This is a genomic window from Sandaracinobacteroides sp. A072, from assembly GCF_052616365.1.
This window is the reverse complement of the sequence record NZ_JBQXGU010000001.1, coordinates 652,421-677,141: the sequence shown is the minus strand read 5'-3', so window position 1 is coordinate 677,141 and position 24,721 is coordinate 652,421. Positions and strand designations below refer to the sequence as shown.

Annotated in this window: 19 protein-coding genes, 2 pseudogenes and 2 riboswitches; of the genes and pseudogenes, 7 read left to right on the top strand and 14 right to left on the bottom strand. The window is 66.7% G+C overall.

The annotated features are described in order from the left end of the window. Positions 1–122 precede the first annotated feature (122 nt). Positions 123–1,889, top strand: coding sequence for an aminodeoxychorismate synthase component I (gene pabB, locus ACUJ46_RS03255; protein ID WP_445389007.1), 1,767 nt, complete (start codon positions 123–125; stop codon positions 1,887–1,889). 54 nt (positions 1,890–1,943) lie between these two features. After that, positions 1,944–3,146: a pyridoxal phosphate-dependent aminotransferase gene (locus ACUJ46_RS03250; protein ID WP_445389006.1), complete on the top strand. Its 1,203-nt coding sequence runs from the start codon at positions 1,944–1,946 to the stop codon at positions 3,144–3,146. A gap of 86 nt (positions 3,147–3,232) precedes the next feature. Here ACUJ46_RS03250 and ACUJ46_RS03245 read toward each other — a convergent pair whose 3' ends face one another. After that, positions 3,233–4,408, bottom strand: coding sequence for an acyl-CoA dehydrogenase family protein (locus tag ACUJ46_RS03245; RefSeq protein ID WP_445389005.1), 1,176 nt, complete (start codon positions 4,406–4,408; stop codon positions 3,233–3,235). Between the two features lie 63 nt (positions 4,409–4,471). Between ACUJ46_RS03245 and ACUJ46_RS03240 the strand changes: the two genes are divergently transcribed. After that, positions 4,472–6,553, top strand: a complete 2,082-nt coding sequence (locus tag ACUJ46_RS03240) for a S9 family peptidase (protein ID WP_445389004.1) — start codon at positions 4,472–4,474, stop codon at positions 6,551–6,553. A 60-nt stretch (positions 6,554–6,613) separates the two neighbouring features. Here the strand turns inward: ACUJ46_RS03240 and msrA are convergent, their stop codons facing one another. Beyond that, on the bottom strand, positions 6,614–7,177 hold the full coding sequence (gene msrA, locus ACUJ46_RS03235; protein WP_445389003.1) for a peptide-methionine (S)-S-oxide reductase MsrA: 564 nt from the start codon (positions 7,175–7,177) through the stop codon (positions 6,614–6,616). Positions 7,178–7,470: 293 nt separating this feature from the next. On the opposite strand from msrA, the gene ACUJ46_RS03230 reads away from it, so the two are divergent. Continuing rightward, positions 7,471–8,220: a helix-turn-helix transcriptional regulator gene (locus ACUJ46_RS03230; protein ID WP_445389002.1), complete on the top strand. Its 750-nt coding sequence runs from the start codon at positions 7,471–7,473 to the stop codon at positions 8,218–8,220. A 119-nt stretch (positions 8,221–8,339) separates the two neighbouring features. On the opposite strand, the pseudogene ACUJ46_RS03225 reads toward ACUJ46_RS03230, so the two are convergent. The 8 genes and pseudogenes from ACUJ46_RS03225 to ACUJ46_RS03190 all read right to left on the bottom strand — a co-directional run. Next, positions 8,340–8,438: pseudogene (locus tag ACUJ46_RS03225) on the bottom strand (PEPxxWA-CTERM sorting domain-containing protein); the annotation flags it as partial. A 477-nt stretch (positions 8,439–8,915) separates the two neighbouring features. Next, positions 8,916–9,272 (bottom strand): annotated as a pseudogene (locus ACUJ46_RS03220) (trypsin-like serine peptidase); the annotation flags it as partial. A gap of 469 nt (positions 9,273–9,741) precedes the next feature. Then, positions 9,742–11,313: an aminomethyl-transferring glycine dehydrogenase subunit GcvPB gene (gcvPB, locus tag ACUJ46_RS03215; protein ID WP_445389001.1), complete on the bottom strand. Its 1,572-nt coding sequence runs from the start codon at positions 11,311–11,313 to the stop codon at positions 9,742–9,744. Beyond that, entirely contained in the window at positions 11,310–12,680 is a 1,371-nt protein-coding gene (gene gcvPA, locus ACUJ46_RS03210; RefSeq protein WP_445389000.1) for an aminomethyl-transferring glycine dehydrogenase subunit GcvPA, read from the bottom strand. The genes gcvPB and gcvPA overlap by 4 nt, the downstream gene beginning before the upstream one ends. Before the next feature lie 36 nt (positions 12,681–12,716). Then, a complete protein-coding gene (gene gcvH / locus ACUJ46_RS03205) occupies positions 12,717–13,085 on the bottom strand; it encodes a glycine cleavage system protein GcvH (RefSeq protein WP_445388999.1) in 369 nt (122 codons plus the stop codon). Between the two features lie 25 nt (positions 13,086–13,110). After that, positions 13,111–14,217, bottom strand: a complete 1,107-nt coding sequence (gene gcvT, locus ACUJ46_RS03200; protein ID WP_445388998.1) for a glycine cleavage system aminomethyltransferase GcvT — start codon at positions 14,215–14,217, stop codon at positions 13,111–13,113. A gap of 42 nt (positions 14,218–14,259) precedes the next feature. After that, positions 14,260–14,363, bottom strand: a riboswitch (glycine riboswitch). 8 nt (positions 14,364–14,371) lie between these two features. Next, positions 14,372–14,478, bottom strand: a riboswitch (glycine riboswitch). A 129-nt stretch (positions 14,479–14,607) separates the two neighbouring features. After that, positions 14,608–14,748, bottom strand: a complete 141-nt coding sequence (locus ACUJ46_RS03195; RefSeq protein ID WP_445388997.1) for an entericidin A/B family lipoprotein — start codon at positions 14,746–14,748, stop codon at positions 14,608–14,610. A gap of 101 nt (positions 14,749–14,849) precedes the next feature. After that, complete coding sequence (locus ACUJ46_RS03190) at positions 14,850–15,824, bottom strand: NADPH:quinone oxidoreductase family protein (protein WP_445388996.1); 975 nt, start codon at positions 15,822–15,824, stop codon at positions 14,850–14,852. Between the two features lie 75 nt (positions 15,825–15,899). On the opposite strand from ACUJ46_RS03190, the gene ACUJ46_RS03185 reads away from it, so the two are divergent. Then, the gene (locus ACUJ46_RS03185) at positions 15,900–17,489 is read left to right on the top strand and encodes an AMP-binding protein (protein ID WP_445388995.1); all 1,590 of its coding nucleotides are present in this window, start codon (positions 15,900–15,902) and stop codon (positions 17,487–17,489) included. Between the two features lie 75 nt (positions 17,490–17,564). On the opposite strand, the gene ACUJ46_RS03180 is transcribed toward ACUJ46_RS03185, so the two are convergent. The 4 genes from ACUJ46_RS03180 to ACUJ46_RS03165 form a co-directional block, all read right to left on the bottom strand. Then, entirely contained in the window at positions 17,565–19,892 is a 2,328-nt protein-coding gene (locus ACUJ46_RS03180; protein WP_445388994.1) for a CHASE2 domain-containing protein, read from the bottom strand. 62 nt (positions 19,893–19,954) lie between these two features. Then, the gene (locus ACUJ46_RS03175; RefSeq protein ID WP_445388993.1) at positions 19,955–22,021 is read right to left on the bottom strand and encodes a FecR domain-containing protein; all 2,067 of its coding nucleotides are present in this window, start codon (positions 22,019–22,021) and stop codon (positions 19,955–19,957) included. After that, positions 22,021–22,743 (bottom strand): response regulator transcription factor, encoded by a 723-nt coding sequence (locus tag ACUJ46_RS03170; RefSeq protein ID WP_445388992.1) that lies wholly within the window; start codon positions 22,741–22,743, stop codon positions 22,021–22,023. Before ACUJ46_RS03170 ends, ACUJ46_RS03175 begins: the two co-directional genes overlap by 1 nt. A 13-nt stretch (positions 22,744–22,756) precedes the next feature. Then, positions 22,757–23,089: a hypothetical protein gene (locus ACUJ46_RS03165; protein ID WP_445388991.1), complete on the bottom strand. Its 333-nt coding sequence runs from the start codon at positions 23,087–23,089 to the stop codon at positions 22,757–22,759. A 129-nt stretch (positions 23,090–23,218) separates the two neighbouring features. Between ACUJ46_RS03165 and ACUJ46_RS03160 the strand changes: the two genes are divergently transcribed. Further along, the gene (locus tag ACUJ46_RS03160) at positions 23,219–23,959 is read left to right on the top strand and encodes a CsgG/HfaB family protein (RefSeq protein WP_445388990.1); all 741 of its coding nucleotides are present in this window, start codon (positions 23,219–23,221) and stop codon (positions 23,957–23,959) included. Between the two features lie 353 nt (positions 23,960–24,312). Continuing rightward, a complete protein-coding gene (locus ACUJ46_RS03155; protein WP_445388989.1) occupies positions 24,313–24,570 on the top strand; it encodes an SWIB/MDM2 domain-containing protein in 258 nt (85 codons plus the stop codon). Positions 24,571–24,721 lie beyond the last annotated feature (151 nt).

Here is a 24,721-nt window from a genome sequence, read left to right as displayed (position 1 = left end):
AATATGCCGTCCAATACCCTTCGCCGCCATCAGTTGCAAGTTTCTTTAAGTCTTTATGTGACGCCCTGTCCTGCCCCGCCGCCTTTGGCAAAAGCCGGGAAAGCCGCTAGCAGCACGTCGCGATGCCGCCCGATTTCGACCCTTTGGCCCCCTTTGCCCTGCTGTGGGATGATGCGGCGCGCGCAGGCCGCCTCTTCACCGCCCCGCACGCGCTGATCGAAACCGCCGACATCGCGGCCGGGCTGGCCGCCATGCGCGCCGCCGTCGCATCCGGCGACTGGCTGGCCGGCGGCCTCTCCTACGAAGCGGGCCACGCACTGGAACCGCGCCTTGCCGGCAAGGCGCACGGCACGGCCCGGCTCTGGTTCGGCCGTTTCGGCAGGCCCGCCATGCTCACGGCGACAGACGTGGCGTCGATCCTCGAAACGCACTGCGCCCCGGCCATGACCGGCCCCGTAGAGCCGCTGGTCGCGCCTGCGGATTTCATCGCCGCCGTCGGCAAGGCGCAGGCGCTGATCGCCGCCGGAGACATATATCAGGCCAACCTGACCTTCCGGGCGATCGTGCCGTTTCGCGGCCACCCCGTGGCCCTGTTCGCGCGGCTTTTCCGGCCGGGCGCAGCCCCCCATGCGGCGCTGGTCCACCTTGGCGGCGGCCGCTGGTGGCTCAGCCTGTCGCCGGAGCTGTTTTTCCGGCTGGAAGGCGGGCAGCTCACGGCACGTCCGATGAAGGGCACCGCTCCGCGCGGCGTCAATGCCGGGGCGGACGATGCAGCGGCGCGCGCCCTTGCGGAAGACCCGAAGAACAGGGCCGAAAATCTGATGATCACGGATCTGCTGCGCAACGATCTGGCGCGGATCGCCATGCCCGGCAGCGTGCGTGTGCCCCGGCTTTTCGCCATCGAACGCTACCCCTCCATCCTGCAGATGACTTCGACGGTCACGGCAAGGATCGCGCCCGGCCGGGATGCCACCGATGCGCTGGCCGCGCTTTTTCCCTGCGGCTCGGTCACGGGCGCACCGAAGATCCGGGCGATGGAGGTGATCGTGGCGCTGGAAGAGAGCCCACGCGGCATCTATTGCGGCAGCATCGGCTGGATGGCGCCCGATGGCGATGCGGGCTTCAATGTCGCCATCCGCACGCTCGAGATCGAAGGGGGCAGCGCCCGCCTCGGCCTCGGCGCCGGAATCGTCTCCGACAGCGACCCGATGGCGGAATGGCAGGAATGCCTCGCCAAGGCGCGCTTTCTCGAAGCCTCCGCCCCCCGCACCCTGATCGAGACGATGCGGCTGGACGCTGATGGCGCCATCCCGCGCCTGCGCCAGCATCTCGACCGCCTCGACGCCTCGGCCCGGCGCTTCGGCTTTCCCTTCGACCGGCAGGCGACAGCCGCCAGGCTCGCCGGGCTGCGGCCGGGTTCGGGCAGGCGTCTCAGGCTGCTGCTGTCGGCGGAAGGGCATATCGCGCTCCAGCTTTCCCCCTTGCCCACCCCCCTGGCCGGGCCGCGTGCCGGGCCGCGTGCCGGGCCTCTGCGGGTGGCGCTTGCCCCGCTTCCCGTTTCCGCCGATGACTGGCGCCTGCGGCACAAGACCAGCGATCGCGCCTTTTACGATGAAGCCCGCCGGGCCAGTGGCGCCGGCGAAGTGCTGTTTGTCGGCCCGGACGGGCTGCTGACCGAGGGAAGCTTCACCAGCCTCTTCCTAGAGCGGGATGGCAGGCTGCTGACGCCGCCTTTGCGCCTTGGCCTGCTGCCGGGCGCGCTGCGGGCAGAGCTTCTGGAAAACGGCCGGGCCATGGAAGCGGAATTGCGGCCAGCCGATCTCGCCGGGGGTTTTCTTGTCGGCAATTCCCTGCGCGGCCTGATGCCGGCCCTGCTCGCCGGTGCTTGAAGTCGGGCGCTGGCGCTTCTATCCGGGCCGGCGAACAAACCGGAAGGTCCGAACATGTCCCTGCTCTCTGCCGCGATCAACCGCATCCAGCCCAGCCCCACCATCGCCGTCACCAACAAGGCAGCCGAGCTGAAAGCCGCCGGGCGCGACATCATCGCCCTTGGCGCCGGCGAGCCGGATTTCGACACGCCCGATTTCGTGAAGGAGGCCGCGATCGAGGCCATACGCATGGGCAAGACGAAATACACCGCCGTGGACGGCACGCCGGAACTCAAGGCCGCCATCCGCGAGAAGTTCCGCCGCGACAACGGGCTGGACTATGCGCTGGATGAAATCAGCGTCAACGTCGGCGGCAAGCAGACCATCTTCAACGCCATGGTGGCAACACTGGACCCGGGCGACGAGGTGGTGATTCCGGCGCCCTACTGGGTTTCCTACCCCGACATCGTGCAGTTTTGCGGCGCAACGCCGGTCATCGTGCCCTGCCCCATCGGCCAGGGCTTCAAGATGCTGCCCGAACAGCTGGATGCCGCCATCACGCCGCGCACCAAATGGGTGTTCCTGAACTCGCCATCCAATCCAAGCGGCGCGGCCTATACGGTGGAAGAGCTGAAGGCGCTGGCCGACGTGCTGCTCAGGCACCCCCATGTCTGGGTGATGACGGACGACATGTACGAGCATGTCGTGTTCGATGATTTCCGCTTCGCGTCCATCGCCGCTGTCGAGCCGCGCCTTCATGATCGCACCCTGACGGTGAACGGCGCGTCCAAGGCCTATGCCATGACCGGCTGGCGGATCGGCTTTGCGGGCGGCCCGCGCGCCCTCATCAAGGCGATGGCCAAGATCCAGTCGCAGTCCACCTCCAACCCCTGCTCGATCGCGCAGGCAGCGGCGACGGCGGCGCTCAATGGCCCGCAGGGCTTCCTGAAGGAACGCGCCGCCGTGTTCCAGCAGCGCCGCGACCTCGTCGTCTCGATGCTGAACCAGGCGCAGGGCCTCAGCTGCCCCACGCCCGAAGGCGCCTTCTACGTCTATCCGGATTGCTCAGGCCTCATCGGCAAGACGACGCCGCAGGGTCAGCTGCTGTCGAACGACGAGGATGTGGCTGCCTATCTGCTGGAATCCGAAGGGGTTGCCGTCGTGCACGGCGCGGCCTTCGGCCTCTCGCCTGCCTTCCGCATCAGCTACGCTACCGCGACAGACGTGCTGGAGGAAGCCTGCCGCCGCATCCAGCGCGCCTGCGCCGCCCTCATCTGACGGGCAAGCCTGGCAGGCTGGAAAAATGACAGGCCCGGTGCGCGGATGATCGCGCACCGGGCCTTGTTTTTTAATCGGGCCTTTTTCTAGCGCGTGCCGCCGAACATCTGCCGCCCGGCAAGGTCGAGCATGACCTCCTCGCTGCCGCCGCCGATCGCGTTCACTCGCACTTCGCGGTAGATGCGCTCCACCTTGCTGCCCCGGATGTAGGAAGCGCCGCCCAGCACCTGCGCCGCCTCGCGGGCGACGGCTTCCAGAGTCCGGGTCGCCTGCACCTTCAGCATGGCATAGCTGGCCGGTTCGCCGGTGCCTTCGCGGTGCTGGTGGGCCAGCAGGTCGACCCAGGCCTGGGTCGCATCGATCTGCCGCACCAGATCGGCCAGCTTGATCCGGATCGACTGGTGGCCGATCAGGGGCTTGCCGAAGGTCTGCCGCTCCAGCGCCCAGTCCACCGCTTCCTGCAACGCCACGCGCGCCATCGCCATGCAGCCATGGGCCATGCCCAGCCGCTCGGAGTTGAAGTTGCGCATGATGCCGAGGAAACCGCCATTTTCCGGCCCGATCAGATTCTCGGCAGGCACTTCCACATCCTGAAAGTGGATGGCGGCGGTATCGGAACAGTGCCAGCCCATCTTCTCCAGCGGCGTGCGCGAGACACCCGGACGGTCCGACTCGATCAGCAGCAACGAAATGCCGCCCATGCCGGGCCCGCCGGTGCGCACGGCAACCGTCATGTAGTCGGCGCGCATGCCCGAGGTGATGAACATCTTGGAGCCATTGACCACATAATGGCCGCCCTTGCGCTGGGCGTGGGTGCGCAGCGCCGCCACATCCGATCCGCCGCCCGGTTCGGTGATGCACAGGCTGATGATCTTCTCGCCCGAAAGCACCTCGGGCGCGATCCGCTGCTTCATCGCCTCGGAGCCCATGGCAAGGATGGGCGGCAGGCCGATTCCATGCGTCATCAGCGAAGCGCCAAGCCCGCCGGCGCCCGGCGCCGCCATCTCTTCGGACTGGGTGAGCGAATGGAAGATGTCAAAGCCTTCGGAATGGCCGCCATAGGCTTCGGGGTAGCCCAGCCCTAGGACGCCCGCCTTCGCCGCCTTCACATGCAGCTCGCGCGGCAGCATTCCGTCGCGTTCCCACTGGTCGATGTAGGGGTTCACTTCCGTCTCGATGAAGCGCCTGACCGATTGTGCCACTGCTTCATGTGTTTCGTCATAGAAAGGCGAGCGCGCGCGCCAGCGATCGAAAAGCCGCATTCCATCCATGTTGCATACTCCCTTTCGCACAGGCTAGCAGTTGGCAAACAGAAGGACAGGCTGATGAAATTCCTAATGCTTGCCACAGCGCTCATGGCGTCCCCGCTGCTCGCGGCCGAAGCCGCAAAGCCGCCATTCCAGGCCGCCGACATCTACAGCCTGTCGATGGTGACGAACCCAGTCGTCTCACCGGACGGCCGGCGGGTTCTGTTCACCCGCACGGCCTTCGACGAAGGCAGCGACCGCGCCCTTGGCGAACTGTGGCTCGCCTATGTCGACACGGAAGGCCGGGTGATTGACCGGCGGCTGCTGGTGGCGCGCGACGTGACGCCGGGCGGGGCCAGCTTCTCGCCCGATGGCCGCCGCATCGCCTATCTGGCGCGGCACCTGGGCAAGCCGCACATCCATGTCATGGATCTTGCCGAAGCCGTGGGCCGCCCAATAACGGGCGGGGAAACGATGCCCGGCGCGCCGCACTGGTCGCCCGATGGCGGGCGCGTCGCCTTCGTCGGCCGCGTGGCGGCAAAGCCCGCTTCCATCCCCGGCCTGCCGGAACGCCCCAAGGGCGCGGAAACGGGCGCGGAAACGGGCGTGGAAACGGCCCCTGAGCCCAGGATCATTTCCGATCTTTTCTGGCGCGCGGATGGCCGGGGGGAAATCAAGCCCGGATTCGACCATCTTTTCGTCACCGATGTCACAAGCGGCAAGACTGTCCAGCTGACCGAGGGCGAAACCGACCGGGTCAACGCCGGCGGCGCGCTCGCCTGGACCCCGGATGGTAGCGGAATCGTCGCTGCCTTCACGCCGGACCGGGTGAACGGCCCGCGCGAGACCGATCTCTGGCTCTACACGGCATCAAGGCCCGAAAAGGGCAAGGCGCCGGCGCCCCGCCAGCTCACCAGCCGGCCGGGCAGCGAATATGATCCCGAAATCTCGCCCGATGGCCGGACCATCGCCTTCCTCGGCACGGAAGCCGGCAGCGGCTTCTACGACATGCCCGACCTGTGGACGATGCCACTTTCCGGCGGCGACATCCGCAGGCTGACAACCACGCTCGACCGCCCCGTGGCCGATCTGTCCTGGCGGGCAGACAGCCAGGCCATTCACATCCTCTACCATGACCAGGGCGTCACGCGGGTCGGCGCGATCGACGCCACGACCGGCGAAAACCGGGTCATCGTGCCGCTGGTCGGTGGCACGCGCCTCTACCTGCCGTCGGCCGGCGGCCAGTTCTCCGAAGCGGGCGGCACCTTCGCCTATACATCGGCCTTCACCGACAGGCCGGCCGGGCTGGGCGTCAGCCTTGGCGCTGCCGAAACAGGCCAGGTGGATTTCAACAGCCGCTGGGCGGAAAGCCGCAAGGCCGCGCGCATCGAGGAGGTGAATGTGGCGAGCCGGGCCGGCGGCCTGCCGGTTCAGGGCTGGATCGCCTATCCACCGGATTTCGACCCGAAGAAGCGCTATCCGCTGATCCTCGACATCCATGGCGGCCCCAACACCGATTACGGGCCCTTCTTCTCCGTCACCCACAGCCTCTATGCCGCTGCCGGCCATATCGTGCTCTTCACCAACCCGCGCGGCAGCATCGGCTATGGAAACGCCTTCGCCAACGCCATCACCAACGCCTATCCCGGCGAAGATCATGACGACCTGATGACCATGGTCGATGCGGTGGCGAAGCGGCCTTATGTCGATCAGCGCAACCTCTTCATCGGTGGCGGCTCGGGCGGTGGCGTGCTGACGCTGTGGGCGATCGGCAAGGAGCCGGAGAAGTTCCGCGCCGCCGTTGCCCTGCGCCCGGTGGTGGACTGGACCGACCAGGTGACGACAAGCGACGGCACCGCCTTCTTCATGAAGCACTGGATGGGCGCGACCCCCTGGGAAAAGCCCGAGCTCTATTTCCAGCGCTCCCCCTTCAGCCTTGCGGGCAGCATCAAGACCCCGACGCTGCTGATCACGGGCGAACAGGATCATCGCACCCCGATCAGCCAGACCGAGCAGATGTTCGGCGCGCTGAAGCTGCGCGGGGTGGATACGCAGATGGTTCGCCTGCCCGGGGCTGGCCATGGCATGGGGCGGCCCAGCCAGTGGCTGCAATCCATCCTGGCGCCGATCGACTGGTTCGAACGCTACAGGAGCCGCTGAGGCGGTGTGACAAACGCCCCCCTGCCCGCGCATGACGCGGCGGGCAGGGGGCCAGGTTTCTCAATCCTTCAGGCGCTTTGCATATTTCTGCATGAACTTCCGCACCTTGGGGCTGACGACGGCGGTGCAATAGGGGTTCTGGTCACCGACGCGGTCGAAATATTCCTGATGCTCCTGCTCGGCCTGCCACCAGGGGGCGGCCGGCTCGATCGTGGTGACGATGGGCGCTGCCCAATCCGCCTGGGCACGGGCGATGGCGGCCTTTGCCTCCGCCGCCTGCGCGGGCGATTGGGGGAAGATGGCCGATCGATATTGCGGGCCGATGTCATTGCCCTGCCGGTTCAGCTGGGTCGGGTCATGGGTGGCCAGAAAGATGTCCAGTAGATCGGCATAGCTTATCTTGGCCGGATCAAAGCGGATCTTGACCGCCTCGGCATGGCCCGTCTCCCCGGTGCAGACCTGCCTGTAACTCGGGCGCTCGACATGGCCGCCCGTATAGCCGCTTTCCACCGAGGCAACCCCTTGAAGCCTGTCGAAGATTGCCTCGGTGCACCAGAAACAGCCACCCGCGAGGATCGCTGTCTCGAGCCGGGCGTCACCCGGCGTATCAGGCGTATCGGTCATCATCTGTCCTCGTCCAATCCGGTCCAGTCTCGTCGCAGGAATCCGGCCTCGCCGCAATTGGGGCTGGCAGGCGCTCGAACCTTGCGTTAGGAAAAATTGTTAACGCGGCTGAAAGGCCAGAACAAATGAACATTTGCGCTATGCGGACGGGGCACGCCATGCACGCGGCATTTCGCCGCGCCCACGCATTTGCATTCAGGTCACAGTCTTTTGAGAAGAGTCTTCTGGACACAGACTTCTGGCAATCTCATGGCTGCAATGACCAACTCTGATATGCGACGCAGGCGCTTGCCATGACCGAAAGCAGATCCGGCGTCTTCGCCAAGGTGCAGACCTTCGTGCGCGACGTGAAAGGCGCGCGCAGCCTGGAGGAAATCCAGGAGATGCTGTCCCATGCCACGCGCGAGTTTGCCTTCGATCATTTCGCCCTTGCCCAGCGCAACGGCATGCAATTGCGCAACACCCCCATCCAGTTGACCGACTATCCCGATGACTGGGTCGGCCTTTTGCGCAGCAGCGGCTTCTGGGCTGATGATCCGGTGCTGATGGCAAGCCAGCGCAGCGTCGCACCCTTCGCCTGGGCAGACCTTGACGACATCATCGACCTGACCCCCAAGCAGCAGAGCTACATGCGCGTCGCGGCCCGGCAGGGCCTGCTGAACGGCTGGACGGTGCCGATCCACATTCCCGGCGAGGCAACCGGCCTCTGCTCCTTCGTCGTCTCCAGTGATCGCGCGCTGCCGCGCCACAGCCTGCCGGCGGCGCAGTATCTGGCCTGCTTCGCCTTCGAGGCCGCACGCCGGCTCGCGAACCGCAACGAGCCGCCGCAACCCCGGCTCACCAAGCGGCAGCTGGAATGCGTGGTGCTGGCGGCGCGCGGCAAGTCCGACTGGGTTGCCGGGCAGATCCTCGGCCTCGCCCCTGATACGGTGCACAAATATCTCGAACAGGCAAAAGCCCGCTTCGGTGTTTCCAGCCGTACGGAGCTTGTCGTCCGCGCTCTCTACAACGGCCAGCTGTCCTTCGGCGACCTTCTCGGCTGAAACCGGCCTGCGCCCGCAGCCCTTCACACTGCGCATCTGCACGCCACTCAGGCTCTCGTCATAAAGAAAGGGGCCGGCGGATCGCTCCGCCGGCCCCGATCATTTCACGCTGGCAGCTGTCAGGCCGAGACGCTGGTCTGGCGCTGGCGACGCATGGCGCCACCCACCAGGCCGAAGCCCATGATCAGCATCGCCCAGGTGGCCGGCTCGGGAACCGCACCATTGGGCACCATGGAACTGCGGATGAAGTCCTCGTGGATGTACACGGGCACATAGCCGCTGAACTCGCCCCAGCTGGTGTTGAGACCGGCGAGATAGTCACCAAAGCCCGTACCGAAGCTCAGGCCATAGCTGTTCACCGAGGAAACCATGCCGTTGATGAAGCCCGGGCCGCCCGAGTCACCACCGGCGATGGCAACTTCCATGGCGCCAACGCCAGTCTGGCAGAAGCCGTTTCCGCCACCGACAGCCTGCGCGATGAGGCAGGCTGCGTCATTGGCCGAAGAGCCGCTGTCGAAATCCGAGACATAGGAATATTCGATTTCGGCGAAGCCGAAGAAGTTTTCGCCCGAGCCGTCACGGTCGGTGAAGAAGCCGCCGAAAGCGGAATTGCCCCAGGCATAATCATAGATGTTGTCGCCCTGACGCAGGCGGTTCGTGCCGAGGTTGGCGCCAACGGCGCCGCCGGTGTCGGAACGACGGCCGTAACCGGCCACATTGAATTCCTCGCCGGTCAGGTTGCCGGTGTAGAGGTCGAAGGCGGTCGCCCAGTCAGGGGCTTTTTCGGCAAGGCGCAGAACGGCGATGTCATTCTGGTCGATCACTTCGCCGGTGTAGCCGGAATTCACGAAATACTGGCTCACCTCGATCGGGGTGGCCGCCGGGTTGAAGGCAACGGTGATGTCGTCACCGGTGCCGTTGAACCAGGCCGTCGTCTTCAGCGGGTTGGCAGTGCCGGCGCCATCGGAAACGCAGTGTGCAGCCGTCAGGATCGACATGCGGTCCGGCAGAAGCGTGCCGGAGCAGATGAAGGAACCGCCCGCATAATCCATGATGAGCGAGACGACGCCGTTCGACTGGGCGGCGGACGGCAGGTAGATCGGGTTGCCGCCATTGGCGACGATATCGGTGGAGGTCATGCCGACGATGCGGCTTTGTGCCTGCCAGCTCAGCCCCTTGGCCGAACCGGACGTGGCCTTGATCGATGCATCGGCCGCAGCCGGGAATGCCAGCTGCGCAACCGCGGCCAGCCCGAGGATGGTAAGTTTCTTCATGGGAATGCCCCCTGTCAGATGTTGCCCCTAACCAGCGGAGTCGCCCGCTGATCGTGAAATATTATGACACTGAAAGGGCATTGGCAATCTGGCATGTCAGCTGCCATGGTTAACGCAAGGCGGGCCATGGTGTCGCAGCCGGCACAGCCTGCGCTGCCTGCATGGGAGGGCACGGCACACGACTGCCACGCCCGTGCACGCGGCGCGTGCCCGCCACAGTCAACGCCAGGAACCGGAAAAGGCCGGGCTAGCGGCCCGCCTTGTCCCCCTGCCAGGCAAGCACCGGCTGGCGCGCGGCGCGCGTTTCATCGAGGCGGCTGCGCGGCGCATGGTGCGGGGCGCCCGTGAAGCGGGCGGCATCGCCCGCCTTCGCAGCGCCGGCCAGCGCGCGCATCGTTTCGATGAACTGGTCCAGCCTTTGCCGGCCTTCGGTTTCGGTCGGCTCGATCAGCATCGCCCCATGGACGACCAGCGGGAAATACATGGTCATCGGGTGATAGCCCTCGTCGATCAGCGCCTTGGCGAAATCGAGGGTGGTGACGCCCGTGTCCTTCAGGAAAGCGTCATCGAACAGCGCCTCGTGCATGCACGGCCCGGTATCGGCGAACGGGGCGGACATCACATCCTCCAGCGCGCGCAGCACATAATTGGCGTTCAGCACGGCATCTTCCGCCACCTGCCGCAGGCCATCGCCTCCATGGCTCAGGATATAGGCGAGCGCGCGGACGAACATGCCCATCTGCCCGTGAAAGGCGGACATGCGGCCGAAGCTGTCGGCATGGGCTTCCTCGCGGGCGGTTTCCTCCTCCACAAGGTGGAAGCGTCCATTCTCCTCCACCACGAAGGGAAGCGGCGCATAGGGCGCGAGCCGCGCGGAAAAGACCACCGGGCCGGAACCGGGTCCGCCGCCGCCATGCGGTGTGGAAAAGGTCTTGTGCAGGTTGATGTGCATGGCGTCCACGCCCAGGTCGCCCGGCCGCACCCGGCCCACGATCGCATTGAAGTTGGCGCCGTCGCAATAGACATAGGCCCCGGCTGCATGGACAGCATCGGCGATGCGCTTCAGGTCCGGTTCGAACAGGCCGCAGGTGTTGGGGTTGGTGATCATCACCGCCGCCACATCCGGGCCAAGCCGCGCGATCAGCGCCGCGCAGTCCACCCGGCCGCGGCTGTCGGCGGGAATGTCCTCCACCGCATAGCCGCAGAAGGCCGCCGTCGCCGGGTTGGTGCCATGGGCCGATTCCGGCACCAGCACCACGCGCCGGGCATCGCCGCGTGCTTCGTGCGCGGCACGAATCGCGAGCATGCCGCACAGTTCGCCATGGGCGCCCGCCTTGGGCGACATGGACACGGCCGGCATGTTGGTCAGCGCCTTCAGCCAGCCGGCCAGCCGGTGGATCAGTTCCAGCGCCCCCTGCACCGTATCCTGCGGCTGCAGGGGGTGAATATCGGCAAAGCCGGGCAGCCGGGCGAGCTTCTCGTTGAGGCGCGGGTTGTGCTTCATGGTGCACGACCCGAGGGGGAACAGCCCCATGTCGATGCCGTAATTCTGGCGCGACAGGCGGGTATAGTGGCGCACCGCCTCCCCTTCGGAAAGGCCGGGAAGCCCGATGGGGGATGTCCGCTCCAGCCCGCCGAGGCGGGAGGCATGATCGGGCACCGGCTCCAGATCGACGCCCGAAACGTCCATGCCGCCGCATTCGAAGATCAGCGGCTCGTCGAGCATCAGGGCGCGGTTGCCGCTGAAGGTCTGGGCGGCATGCGGGACAGCGGCGGTGTCTGAGGGAGCGGACGGGCGGCCCTGGCTGTTCATGCTCATTGGCTGACGACCTCGGTGATGGCGCGCACCAGCGCGTCGATGTCGGCGGGAGAAACGGTTTCGGTGGCGGCAACCAGCAGCACATGCTCGAAATCGGGCCTGCCCGGGTAAAGCCGCGCGAGCGATACGCCGCCCAGCACGCCCATTTCCGCCATGTCGCGCACGGCCTGCCGCGCCGGAATGGGCAGGCGGATGGCAAACTCGTTGAAGAAGCGGCCTGTCAGCAGCTCGACGCCGGGAAGGGTCGCAAGTCTGTCCGCCGCCTGGACGGCGCGGGCATGGTTCAGCCGGGCCAGATGCGTCAGCCCCGCCTGGCCGAGAAGGGTCATGTGGATGCTGAAGGCCAGCGCCATCAGCCCGCTGTTCGTGCAGATGTTGCTCGTCGCCTTCTCGCGGCGGATATGCTGCTCGCGGGTGGAGAGCGTGAGCACATAGCCGCGGCGGCCATCGGCATCGACCGTTTCGCCGCACAGCCGACCGGGCATCTGCCGGACATGGCGGGCATTGCAGGCGAAAAGCCCGAGATGCGGCCCGCCGAACTGCAGGCCGACCCCGAGCGACTGGCCTTCGCCCACCACGATATCCGCCCCCATTTCGCCGGGCGAGCGGATGGCGCCGAGGGAGACGACCTCCGTCACGACGACGATGAGCAGCGCGCCCTTCGCATGGACGGCCTCGGCCAGCGCCGAGAGATCGGCCACATGGCCGAAGACATTGGGATTCTGCACCACCACGGCCGAGGTATCCGCATCGAGAGCATCGATCAACGCGGCGATGTCATCGCCGGGGCGGCCGTCGGCAAGCTGGGGGCTTCCTGTCTCCAGCCTGTCTCCGGTGAAGCGGCAGAGAGTCTGGGCCACCTTCACATAATGGGGGTGAACGCCGGCCGAGATCAGCGTCTTGCCGCGCCGCGTGATGCGCCGGGCCATGAAGATCGCCTCGGTCATCGCCGTCGAGCCATCATACATGGAGGCATTGGCGACATCCATGCCGGTCAGCCGCGCCACCTGGGTCTGGAACTCGAACAGATACTGCAGCGTGCCCTGCGCGATTTCCGGCTGATAGGGCGTGTAGCTGGTCAGGAACTCGCCGCGCTGGATCAGATGGTCGACCGAGGCCGGCACATGGTGGCGATAGGCGCCCGCCCCCAGGAAAAAGGGATGCTCGCCCGCAGCCATGTTGCGCCTGGCCAGCGTCACGAGATCACGCTCGACCAGCATTTCCGGCTGGTGGCCCGGCAGGCCGGGGATCGGGCCGGAAAGCCGTGCTTCCTCCGGCACGTCGACGAAGAGGTCATCGATGCTGTCGGCGCCGATGCTGGAGAGCATCGCCTGCCGGTCCTCGGGTGTCAGTGGAAGATAGCGCATCCCGGTTCCTCGATCAGCTGGCCTGCGAAGCAGGCGTCAGAGCGTGGCGACGAAGGCCTTGTAGGCGGCCTCGTCCATCAGCCCTTCCAGTTCGGCAGCGCTCGACAGGGTGAGGCGGAAGAACCAGCCATCGCCCTCGGGCGCGGAATTCACGAGCGACGGGTCATCGGTGAGCGCGCCATTGGCTTCGGTGACCGTGCCAGAGACGGGCGCATAGACTTCGCTCGCGGCCTTCACGGATTCGACGACAGCAGCTTCCTTGCCGGCTTCCAGCTGGCGGCCGGATTCGGGGAGTTCCACGAACACCACGTCCCCCAGCTGCCCCTGGGCATAATCGGTGACGCCGACGGTGGCGGTCGTTCCGTCCACCTCGATCCACTCATGATCCTTGGTATAGTAGCGCATCCCGGTCTCCTCGGCTTTCCTGCTGCTAGCGGGCGTAGTTCTTCTGCCAGAAGGGCATGGGCACGACGGTCGCGGCGATCCGCCGCCCGCGCACCTCGATCTCGAGGGCGGTTCCATCGCCGGCATGGGCGGCGGCCACATAGCCCATGGCGACAGGCGCCTCCACCGACGGGCCGAACCCGCCGGAGGTGACGCGGCCGACCTCGCTGTCCCCGGCAAAGACCGGCGCGCCCTCGCGCACCGGCTGGCGCCCTTCGGGCTTCAGCCCGACACGGCGGCGCGCCGGGCCATCCAGCAATTGGCCAAGCACGCGGGGTGCACCCGGAAAGCCGCCTTCCGCCTTGCGGCGCTTGGAGATGGCGAAGGCAAGCCCGGCTTCCACCGGGGTCGTCGTGCGGTCGAGATCATGGCCATGAAGCGGCAGGCCGGCCTCCAGCCGCAGCGAATCCCGCGCGCCAAGGCCGGCGGGCTTCACCCGCGCATCGGCCAGCAGTGCATCGGCAAAGGCGACAGCGGCAACCGGCAGGGAAATTTCGTAGCCATCCTCGCCCGTATAGCCGGACCGGCTGACCCACAGCGGCACGCCATTCCAGGAAAAGCTGCCCGCGCGCATGAACTTCAGCGCCGAAACACCCGGCACCAGCGCTTCCAGAACGGCTTCCGCATCCGGCCCCTGAAGCGCCAGCAAGGCGAGATCGGTGCGGTGGACCAGCCGGACCGCATCGGGCAGGCGCGCCCGCAGATGGGCGATGTCGTCCAGCTTGTTCGCGCCATTGACGACGAGGTAGAAATCCCCGGCGCGGCGCGTCACCATCAGGTCATCGATTATGCCGCCCGCATCATCGAGCAGCATGGAATAGCGCAGGGCATTTTCCCGCAGGCCGGTGAAATCGCCGGGCATCAGTGCTTCCAGCGCCACATCGGCACCGGCCCCGGATATGTCGATCTGGCCCATGTGCGAGACATCGAACAGCCCGGCATGGGCACGGGTCCAGCGATGCTCGGCCATCACGCCATCGGCATATTGCACGGGCATGGCATAGCCCGCGAAGGGAACCATGCGCCCGCCCAGCCGTTCGTGCAGGCTGGCGAAAGGAAGCTGTTTCAGTTCCGGCTGGTGGCTGTCGGCCATGCGCAGTCCTTCGTGACCACGGATCGGCCCCATGCCGTCCGCCCGCCCCCGCCTGTCACGAGACCTGAGAGCTTTCGCCTGCCCTTCCGGGCCGGCTTACCCCTTCGGTGGCGCCCCTGAAGAGCGCGCTTTCCAGACTGCCGTATCACGAGGATGCGCCGCTGCGGTCCTTTGGCCTGAGAGATTCCGGGGGCGGTTGCTCCTTCGGCGGCATGGAAAACGGCCGGGGCCGTTCTTCATGCACTCTCCCGCAGCGCCGCCGCTGGCCAAGGCCATGCGCCGACCTGATCGCAATGGCCGAGCCATGCGATTCGGTCAATCGGCAACAGATGGGCGACGATCGATGGCCGACAACAATTGGACGCCAACCGGCGGTCGCCAGCGGGCGGGTCAGTCGACGGTGCGCTCGATGGCCTTGCCGACGGACTTGATGTCCCGGCCGACGCCACGCGTCGTGTTGCAGGCCGTCAGGACGATGGCCGGAAGCAGGATAGCGGCAAGCGCGATTGCGCGTTTCGACGTGGGTGTCATGGCGCTGAATCTAGGCTCGCCGGCACGCGCGGACAAGTGGCCGGAAAACAGGCCCCGCATAGCCCTGTCCCGCCACTGCCCCAGCCCGGCGCCGAAACCGGTCAGCCTTCCGCCATGCGCACCACGGCCTTGCCGGTTAGCCTGCCCTCTTCCATGGCGCGGAAGGCATCGGGCGCGCGTTCGAACGGCACTTCGAGGCCGATGACAGGCCGGAATTTTCCCTCGCGCGCCAGCCGGTCGATCTCGTGCATGGCACGGCGGCCCAGTTCGGGCTCCTGCCGGCCCGCTTCGCCGGCGCGCACGCCGATGATCTCGATCCCGCGAATGAGCGCCTGATTCAGCCCCACCCTGACCGGCGGCCCTGCGACGAAACCGATGATGAGATAGCGACCGCCCCAGCGCAGGCTCTGCAGGCCCGGCATCACGGCCGCGCCGCCCACAGGGTCGAACAGCACGTCCACCTGCCCTTTCACGCTGGAAAGATCCGGCTTTTCCCGGTCGAGAAGAACAAGATCCCCGGCGCCCGCTGCCCGCGCGGCTTCGAGTTTCTCGGCGCTGGAGGCCGCCGCCGTAACCCGCGCGCCAAGCGCCCGGGCCATGGATACGGCCGCAAGCCCCATGCCGCCGCCGGCGCCCAGCACCAGCACATGCTCGCCCGGCTGCAGCCTGCCGCGAACGGCAAGCGCCACCCAGGCTGTCAGCGCGCCCGTGGTGAAGCCGGCCGCCTCGCTGTCGGACAGGGCATCGGGCACGTCGCGCAGCGATGCCAGCGGAAGCGTCACTTCGTCCGCCAGCAGGCCGGTGCGCCCGCCCACCAGCATGCGATGGCCCAGAAGATCGCCGCTGACGCCCTCGCCCACCGCTAGGATCCGGCCCACGCCCTCCATGCCGGGCGTGAAGGGAAGCTGCGGGCGATACTGGTAGCCGCCCGAAAGCATCAGCAGATCCGGATAGTTGAGGCCGGCCGCAATCATGCCCACCCGCGCCTCGCCGGGGCCGGGCGCCCGGGCATCGGGCACATCCCGCCGCTCGAGGGCGGCAATTCCGTCCAGGCGTTCGACAATCCAGGCGCGCATCTTTCTCTCCCTTTTGGGCGTTGTGCCCCGGCTGCGGCTCATGTCAACTCCGCACCAACGGAGGAGGAGACTGACATGCTGTCGTTCGGCGAACTGCTGAAAACGCTGGGGCCGCGCCTCGGAAACGCGCCCGCACTCATCCACGGGGAGGAAAGGCTCGACTGGGCCAGCTTCGACCGCAAGACCAACGCGCTGGCCGCCGCCTTTCTGGCCGCCGGCGCCCGGCCCGGGGACCGGGTCGCGCATCTGATGCGCAACTCGCCGGCCTATCTTCTCACCACCGTGGCCGCCTTCAAGGCGCGCATGGTGCATGTGAACGTGAACTACCGCTACACCGGCGAGGAACTGCACTATATCTTCGACAACAGCGACGCGACCGTGATCGTCTTCGATGACGAGTTCGCCGACGTGCTGGACGGGCTGCGCCACCGGCTGCCGCATGTGAAGCTGTGGCTGAAGGTGGGCGGCGCGCCGGTAGACTGGGCGGCGGATTTCCATGCCGTGGCCGATGGCAGCGGCTCGCCCGATGTGGCGGGCTACAGCCCCGAGGACCGGCTTTTCATCTACACGGGCGGCACGACCGGCATGCCCAAGGGCGTGATCTGGGAACATGGCGCCCTGTGGGTCGCGATGGGCGGCGGCGCGCAGCTTCCGGGCATGCCCGGCCCCGAAAGCATGGAAGAGCATGTGGCCGCCGTGCTCGAAAACCCCGAAAGGCGCCGCCTGCTGGCGCTTCCGCCGCTGATGCACGGCACCGGGCTGCTCACGGCCATCTACACGCTGGGCATGGGCGGCACCGTCATCACCGCCACGGCGCGCAGCTTCGATGCCGAGGAAGCGCTGAAGCTGAGCGAGGCGCATGACCCGCATGTGACCGTGATCGTGGGCGACGCCTTTGCCCGGCCGATGCTGCGCGCGATCGAAGCCGGGCGCGGCTCGCTGGGCAACACGATGATGATGGTGTCCTCGGGCACCATGTGGTCGCCCGAGGTGAAGGCGGCGCTGCTGCGCCACTGCCCCACCATGGTCTGCCTCGATTCCTATGGCTCGTCCGAGGGGCTGGGCTATGGCCTGTCCACCTCCACGGCCGAAGCGCCCGACGCCCCCACACGCTTCATCAGCGACCCGGACACGCTGCTGGTGGACGAGGATCTGAAACCCATCAGGGAAGCCGGCAAGCCCGGCCGTGTCGCGCGTGCCGGGCCGGTGCCGCTCGGCTACTGGAAGGATCCGGAAAAGAGCGCCAAGACCTTCGTGACGGTCGAGGGGCGGCGCTGCACCATGCCCGGCGACTGGGGCGTGCTGGACGAGGATGGCGCGCTCATCCTGCTGGGCCGAGGCAGCCAGTGCATCAACAGCGGCGGCGAAAAGATCTTCCCCGAAGAAGTGGAAGAAGCGCTGAAAACCCACCCGCTGGTCGAGGATGCGCTGGTCTTCGGCGTGCCCGACGAGAAATGGGGCCAGGCCGTGACCGCCGTTGCCGAAACGCTCGGCCCCGTGACGGAGGATGAGCTGATCGCTCATGTGAAGGCGAGCCTTGCCCCCTACAAGGCGCCGAAGCAGGTGGTGCAGGTGAAGAAGGTGCCACGCGGCCCCAATGGCAAGGCCGATTATGAAGCCGCGCGCGCCATCGCGCGGGAGATGCTGGACGAAGCGGTGGCATGACCGGCTGAAAGGCAGCTCCCGGGCGGAATGGCGGATTTCAGGCCGCCACGCCCGGCTGTCTGCCAGACGTGCTGGTCAGGCGGCCGGAAGGCGGATCGCAAAGACAGAGCCGCGGCCCAGCTCCGAGCGGGCGAAGGCTTCGCCCCGGTGCCGCTCGACCACGGCCTTCACGAACGCCAGGCCAAGGCCGGCGCCGGGCGCCGCCGAGGCCGCGGGCGCGCCTTCGTGCGGCGCCAGCCGGCGGAAGGGCTCGAACAGGCGCGGCAGGTCCTCGGCGGAAATGCCGCGTCCCTCATCCTCCACTTCCAGCAGTTGCGTATCGCCTTCCTGCAAGACCCGCACTTCCACGCGTGTGCGCTCGTCGCTGTACTTGATGGCGTTGCCGATGAGGTTCGTGACGGCGCGGGTCAGCAGGGCGCGGTCGCCGGTCACCAGCACCTCATCCTCGGGCACATTGCTCAGGATGCGGATCCGCTTGGCATCCGCCAGCGGCCAGAGATCGTCGGCCGCGTCAAGCACGGCATCCGAAAGATTGAAGGTCTCGACCACATAGCGGCCACTTTCGGCGCGGGCGAGGTGGACGAAATCGTCCGCCAGGCTCAGCGTCTGGTGGGCATAGCGCTCCAGCCGGCGGGTGACATCGGGCGGAATCTTGCGCCCCTCGGCTTCCAGCACAGCCAGGATGGAGGCCTGCGGCGCGCGCATGTCATGCGTGAGCAGGCGAAGCGCATCTTCCCGCTGGCGTTCCGAGGCCCGCAGCGCCGTGATGTCGGCAAAGCGACCGATCCAGCCAAGCGGGCGCTGCGCGGCATCGGTGAACAGCGCCAGGCGGATTTCCAGCGACGTGCCATCGGCAAGACGCGTCTCATACCCCTCGCCGTCGGGTGTCCGCATTGCGCTAACGGCTTCCATAAGCTCCACGGCGCGCGGGTCCGGCAGGCGCGGATCCGGATCGAGGCTTGCGAACACCTGTTTCAGCGATGTGCCGATGAGCGGCCGCCCCACCCGTTTCTCGAACAGCGCATCGGCCGCATCATTGGCGATCAGCACCTGGCCATCCAGATCGGTGACGAGCGCGGCGTCCGGCAGGTTGTCGAGCGACTGGGCAATGAAAAGCCTGAGATCGCGCACGTCGTTGATGGCTTCGTGCATCAGGATGATCTGCCGCTCGACCGGATCGCCGGCCAGATCATGCCGCTTGCGAGGCAAGACGGCCTGTTCGGCCCGCAGTTCGCGCAGTTCGGACACCATGTAGCGGCTGGCCAGATCCAGCCTGCGCCACCCCCACAGCGGATAGATGAGGCCAACCGCGATGAGCGCCAGTGCCGGCGGCAGCCAGACACGGAAAAACGCCAGCGACACCAAGGTAATGACAAAAATACCGGCGCCAAGCGCCACGCCCACCCAGAGGTTGATGCGCGGCCCCAGGAACAGAAGGCTCAGCATGAGCAGCCAGACCGGCGTGAGCGAATAGACTTGCCAGATCCAGGGCGCAACGGGATGGATGGCCCGGTCCGCCAGCAGCGTGTCCAGATGATTGGCATGCAGCTCGACACCGGCCATGGTCTCGCGCGTGCCGGACATCGGGGTCGAGAAACGATCCCCCATGCCCGAAGCCGTGGCGCCCACCAGGATGATGCGGTCCTTCAGCAGGTCGGCCGGGAACTGCCCCGAAAGCACATCCGCGAAGCTGAGCTGCGGATAGGTGCCCGACGGGCCGGCGAAGGCGATGAGGTCGCGGCGCGCGGCATAGACCGGGCCATCAGGGTCGGGCGTCTCGGCCGTGAGCAGCGCCTCATCGCCGCGGGCCAATGCAACGATGGCTTCCACCATGTGCAGGTTCCGGCGGCCTTCCGCATCCGTCAGCAGGTCGATCCCGCGCACCACACCGTCCCGGTCTGGCCGCGTGACGACATGGCCCGTCGTGCGCGCCGCCGTGCCGATCGGATCGACCGGCGGAATGCGCATGGAAGGCGCGCCATTGGGGCCGGGGATTTCAAGGATGGCGGGAAGCACCACCCGGCCATTGCGCGCGATCGCTTCGGCAAGGCGCGCATCCGCGCCAGGCTGGGCCGAAGGCTCCGGGAAGAGCACGTCGTAACCGATGGCTGCCGGCCGGGCCTCCGTCAACGTCTCGATCAGCCGTGCGTGAACATCGCGCGACCAAGGCCAGCGGCCCAGTTCGGCAAGGCTCCGGTTGTCGATCGCCACGACCAGCACCTCCTGGCTGGGGCGCGGCCGGTTGAGGCGCAGAACGAAATCATAGAAGAGGTTGTCGGCCCTGACAGGCGGGGCGACATAGCTGATGCCGAGGATGGCAAGCGTCGCCATGATGAGCACCGCCCACCATTCGACAAGCATGCGACGGCTTCGAAAGCTGAACTCCGCGCCTTCGCGGCCCATGGCCGGCCCTTTGACGGATGGCGCGGGCACGAGAAAGGATCTGGGGTTCCGGCGCCCGTGGCTCAACTGACCGAAGCAGCCCCGAAGACCGACGCAAGGCCAGAAGCCATCGCGCAAGCGCCGTCCGGCCGGGACTGTCCCCGTCCGGCAAGACCGGTTGCCGGCTTGGCTGACCGCGCGATTCCGGAACGGCGTCGGCGCATCAGGAAGCCCACCAGGCCGAAGCCGGTGATCAGCATAAGCCAGGTCTGCGGCTCGGGAATGGCTGCCGGAACCGCGCCCTGCCCGCCGCCTGGAAGCCCGCCCGGCAGGCCGCCGGACGTGCCGCCACCGGGAACGGCGGGGCTGCCGTCACCCGGCACATCGGGTACTGGCGCCGGATTTTCGGGAATGACAGTGACGCCTCCCGAAGAGCCGTCATCGTCGCCTGGGCCACCACTGCTTCCGGTTTCGCCCGAACCGTCCGGTGTGGCGCCCGATCCCGCACTGCTGCCGCTACCGGCGCCGCCACCAGTTTCACCGGGCAGCGCCCCATCGGGAAGGTCGCTTCCGCCCCCGGCAGACCCGCCGCCGGTGCCGCCGCTGCCCGTGTCACCGCTTCCGGGTTCACCTGCACCGGAATTTCCTGCACCGGGCTCACCTGCACCGGGCTCACCTGCACCGGGCTCACCGGGCGTTGCTCCGGTTTCGCCGCTGGTTCCACCACGAACCCAGCCGCCGCCCGATCCGCCGCCCGATCCGCCACCGATCGGCACGAAGCTGGTGGAAGGCCTGGCGCCGGCGCTCACGCCGAAGGCGCTGAAGATCGAATCATCATAGGCCGACTGGTCCGGGCTGCCGAAGCCCACATCGCCCTCTGGCGGCAGGCCATCGTCCGCCCCGGCATACGCATCGGCCATCAGGAAGCTCACCGTGCGGACAGGCTCGTCAAACCAGTCTGCCGTCTCCGGCGTGTCGCGGGCAAGATCGTCCGGCCTTGCCTTTTCGCTCTTTTCGTCGTCGCCGTCCTCGCCCTCCTTTTCCGATTTTTCGGACATCGCGGCGGCGATGGCAGGATCGATGCGGCGCTCGAAGTTGAAGGCGGCCGGCTGACCCACAAGGCCCAGCGCATCGATGGCCGCGACACGCACATGCAGGTCGCCATCCTCGATGCCCTCGAACACGGCCTCGGTGCCCGTCACCTCGACTGCGGCGATCCTGTCCTCGAACCCGGCATCGGCCGCCAGCTCGACAAGGTAGCGCACGGCGCCCGGAACGGGCTTCAGCCTGAAGGTGACAGCGCCGTCGGTCTGGATCTTCTCCGGCTCTTCCATCGGTGGCGCCGGCAGCAGGCGCATGGCGCGGGAAAGGCCCGTGCCGGTTGCGATGTTGCCGAAACCGGCGCGCACCAGCGTTTCCATTCCGGCATTCCGGCCGGTGCGGGTCACGCCGACCTTGCCCTCGACCACGGCGGTCGCCGCCTTCATCTCCTCGGGCGTGTAGCTCACGCTGAACTGCGTGCCGCGCACAGCGGCAACCGCGACCGGCGTGGTGATCAGGAAGCGCGAGGCCGGGTTCGCCATCGGCGTCACCCTGGCTTCGGAGCGTCCGCGCTCCAGTGTGAAGCGCCTGTCGATCGAATCCGACATCGGCACCTGCCGCAGCCGCGTCAGCCGGATACGGCTGGAAGACGGCAGCGACACGCGGCTTTCATCAGGAAGCCCGAGCGTCAGGAACCCATTGGCTCCGGTCTCGACGAGATCGCCCTCGCCAAGGGTCATGCCCTGCGTGGCGATGCGGGTTTCACCGGCCGTCGTGATCCGCACCTCGCCGCGAAAGGCAATCAGCTCCGCCCGGATCGGGTTGGTGCGGATCCAGGAGGAGCGCAGCCGCAGCTGCGTGCCAGCCGGCAGCTTGTGCGGATCCTTGATGCGGTTGAGCGCCTGCGCCAGCCGCCAGTCTTCCGGGCGCACGAACCAGCGCTCGGCAAGACCGGGCAAGGTCTCGCCCGCCTTCACCCGATGGACGATGATCTCGTCCACGGCCTCCGCCTGCGCGCGCTGGCGCTGTTCATCGCGCGCGCCCGTGGGCAGCGCGGGCGCGGTGCCGGCGGCAAGCATCAGGAAAAGGGCTGGGGCGGACAGGCGCATCAGTCGTCAGCGTCCCCGGCTTCCTCTGTCCCGGCGCCGGTCGGCTCCAGCCGGTAGCCGTAGCTGTAGACAGGAAGGATGCGAAAGCCATTTTCCGCACGCAGCTTCAGCTTCGAGCGGATGCGCGAGACATGGGCATCGAGCGTGCGGGTTTCAGCCTCCGGGTTCTGGCCCCAGATCGCGCCCAGAAGATAGGAGCGCGACAGCGGCCGCGACATGTTCTCGAACAGCATCATGGCCAGCGCCATTTCCTTGGCGGTCAGCTTGACCGGCTCGCCACGCACCATCGCCGTCTCGGTCGGCACATCGAAGCTGTAGATGCCCCATTCGGCGCTGCTGCGCGCCGGCTTGTTGAGGTTGGCGCGCCTGAGCGTCGCATCCACACGGGCCATGAAGATGACGGGGTTGAGCGGCTTCACGATATAATCATCGGCGCCGGCCGCCAGGCCCTTCACCACATCCTCGTCATCGGACCGGCTGGTGATCATGAGCACCGGCAGGCTCGCATGCTGCCCGTCGCGGACATTCTCGAGCACCTCGATCCCGGACATGCCGGGCATGTTCCAGTCGATCACCAGAAGGTCGTAGGTATCCTGACGCAGCCGGTTGATGAGCGAGCGGCCCTGGTGGAACACCTCGCAATCATGCCCCGCATCCCCCAGAAGCTTGGAAACAAGCTCCGTCTGGGCCTTGTCGTCATCGAGAACTGCGCACCGCATCATTCGTGTCCTGTTATCAGCTTGCGACCATGTTTTTTGACCCAGCGGTGGGTAAGCCTGCCGGATTCGCCACATTCATGGTAAATAGCCGACATTGCGTATGACATCTGTAAACTTGTGTTTCAAATGTTGCAACAGGTTGCAAGATTGAAAAAAGAAAATGCCGCAAATTCCGGAAAAACCGAAGCTTTTCAGCAACAGTCATATCCGGTGCCAATATCGCCCCCATGGTAAATGCAGATTCACTCATTTTCGAGGCTGCCTGCGCCACCGCAATGGCGCATTCGGGGTTGCGCGCCATCGCGTGCTTGCGGATAAGAATCTTGCGGCACGGTCGTGGCACAAACATGGTGAAGCCATCGTCGCATTCGCATGCAAAGTGAAGCCACGGATCAGCTTGAACGTTTGCACAGGATCTGAACAAGGGGGAGTGCCTGACATGATTGTGAAGAATACGGCCACGCGTGCCTTTGCTTGCATGACCGCGCTGGCGGTGGTGATGGGCGGCCTTTCCGCGCCCGCCAGCGCCCAGTCGGGCGCCCGCAAGGAGCAGGTGAAGAAAACGGCCGAAATACCGAACTGCACCAAGCGTCTCGGCACGGTCGCCATCGTCGAGCCGGACAACAACTGGTGGTCCGCGCTCCAGCTCGGATCGCCGGAAGCCATCCTCAAGGTCTTCGTGATGAAGTCCGGCTGCTTCGGCCTCGTTGACCGGTCTCGTGGGCTGCAGAGCCGCAACATCGAGCGCGCGCTGGCCGATTCCGGCGAACTGCAGCGCGGCTCGAACATCGGCCGCGCCCAGGTGCGGGCGGCGGATTATTTCATCGTCCCCGATCTGGTGACGCGCAATTCCAACTCCGGCGGCGGCGGCTTCGGCGGCATGCTGGGCGGCATGCTGGGCGGCACACTCGGGGCCATCGCCGGCGGCATCAACATGAAGAAGAAGGAAGCCAACGTCACCCTGACCCTGGTGAACGCCCGCACCACCGAGCAGGAACGGCTTGTCGAAGGCTTTGCGAAAAAGCGCGACATCGGCTTCGGCGGCGGCGTGGGCTTCCTTGGCGGCGGCGGCATCGGCGGCGGCGGTGGCGGTGGCTATGAAAACACCGAAATCGGCCAGGTGATCGTGCTGGCCTATCTTGATGCCTACACCAACCTCGTGCGCGACCTTGGCGGCCTTCCCGAGGATGCGAGTGCCGCAGCGCCGCAGGCCGAATAGGCGGGCCGCATAGCCTCTGGACGACTCGGACAATGATGGCCCCGGACCAGCAGCATGGACTGCCATGGCCCGGGGCCTGCCTGCCGAAGCACCGTTTCCGGCGCGGGCGCGGCGTTCGGCCTGGCGGAAACTGGCCGGTTTCAGACAATCTGGCTGCATCAACCCCGCCGCAGGACAGAATCGAACGAAAAAGAGCCACCCCGGTGCGCCGGGCGATGTTTTGACGTTTGACGAAGCGCGAATCTGTTGAAATGAGGGATGCACTTGCCCGCCGGTCTCCGCCGGGCCGGGCAGTCGAACCAGTGTGGCCTCATCATGTCCGGGCCACCAGGGTGAAGGGAGAGGGAATAATAATGGCCGAAGCAAAAAAACCGAACGCCCTGCAGACCCCGCTGACCCCGTCGGCGGAACTCGCCGCCATCGTTGGATCGGCGCAGCTGGCGCGCGGTGAAGTGGTCAAGAAGGTCTGGGATTACATCAAGGCCAACAATCTGCAGGATCCGAAGGACAAGCGCCGCATCAACGCCGATGCGAAGCTGAAGCCCATCTTCGGCTGCGACAGCGTGACCATGTTCGAAATGAACAAGCATCTCGCCAAGCATCTCAAGTAGGTCCTGATCGGGCGCGCCACCCTGCGGGGTCGGCGCGCCCTTTCCGACCTTGCCCATGGCTGCACCCGTGCCAGCGTGAGAACGGGGCACAATCGAACAGCGTTTGAAGTACAGCTGAAAAGAAGGGCCGAGACGTCGGTCGCGCATGGGG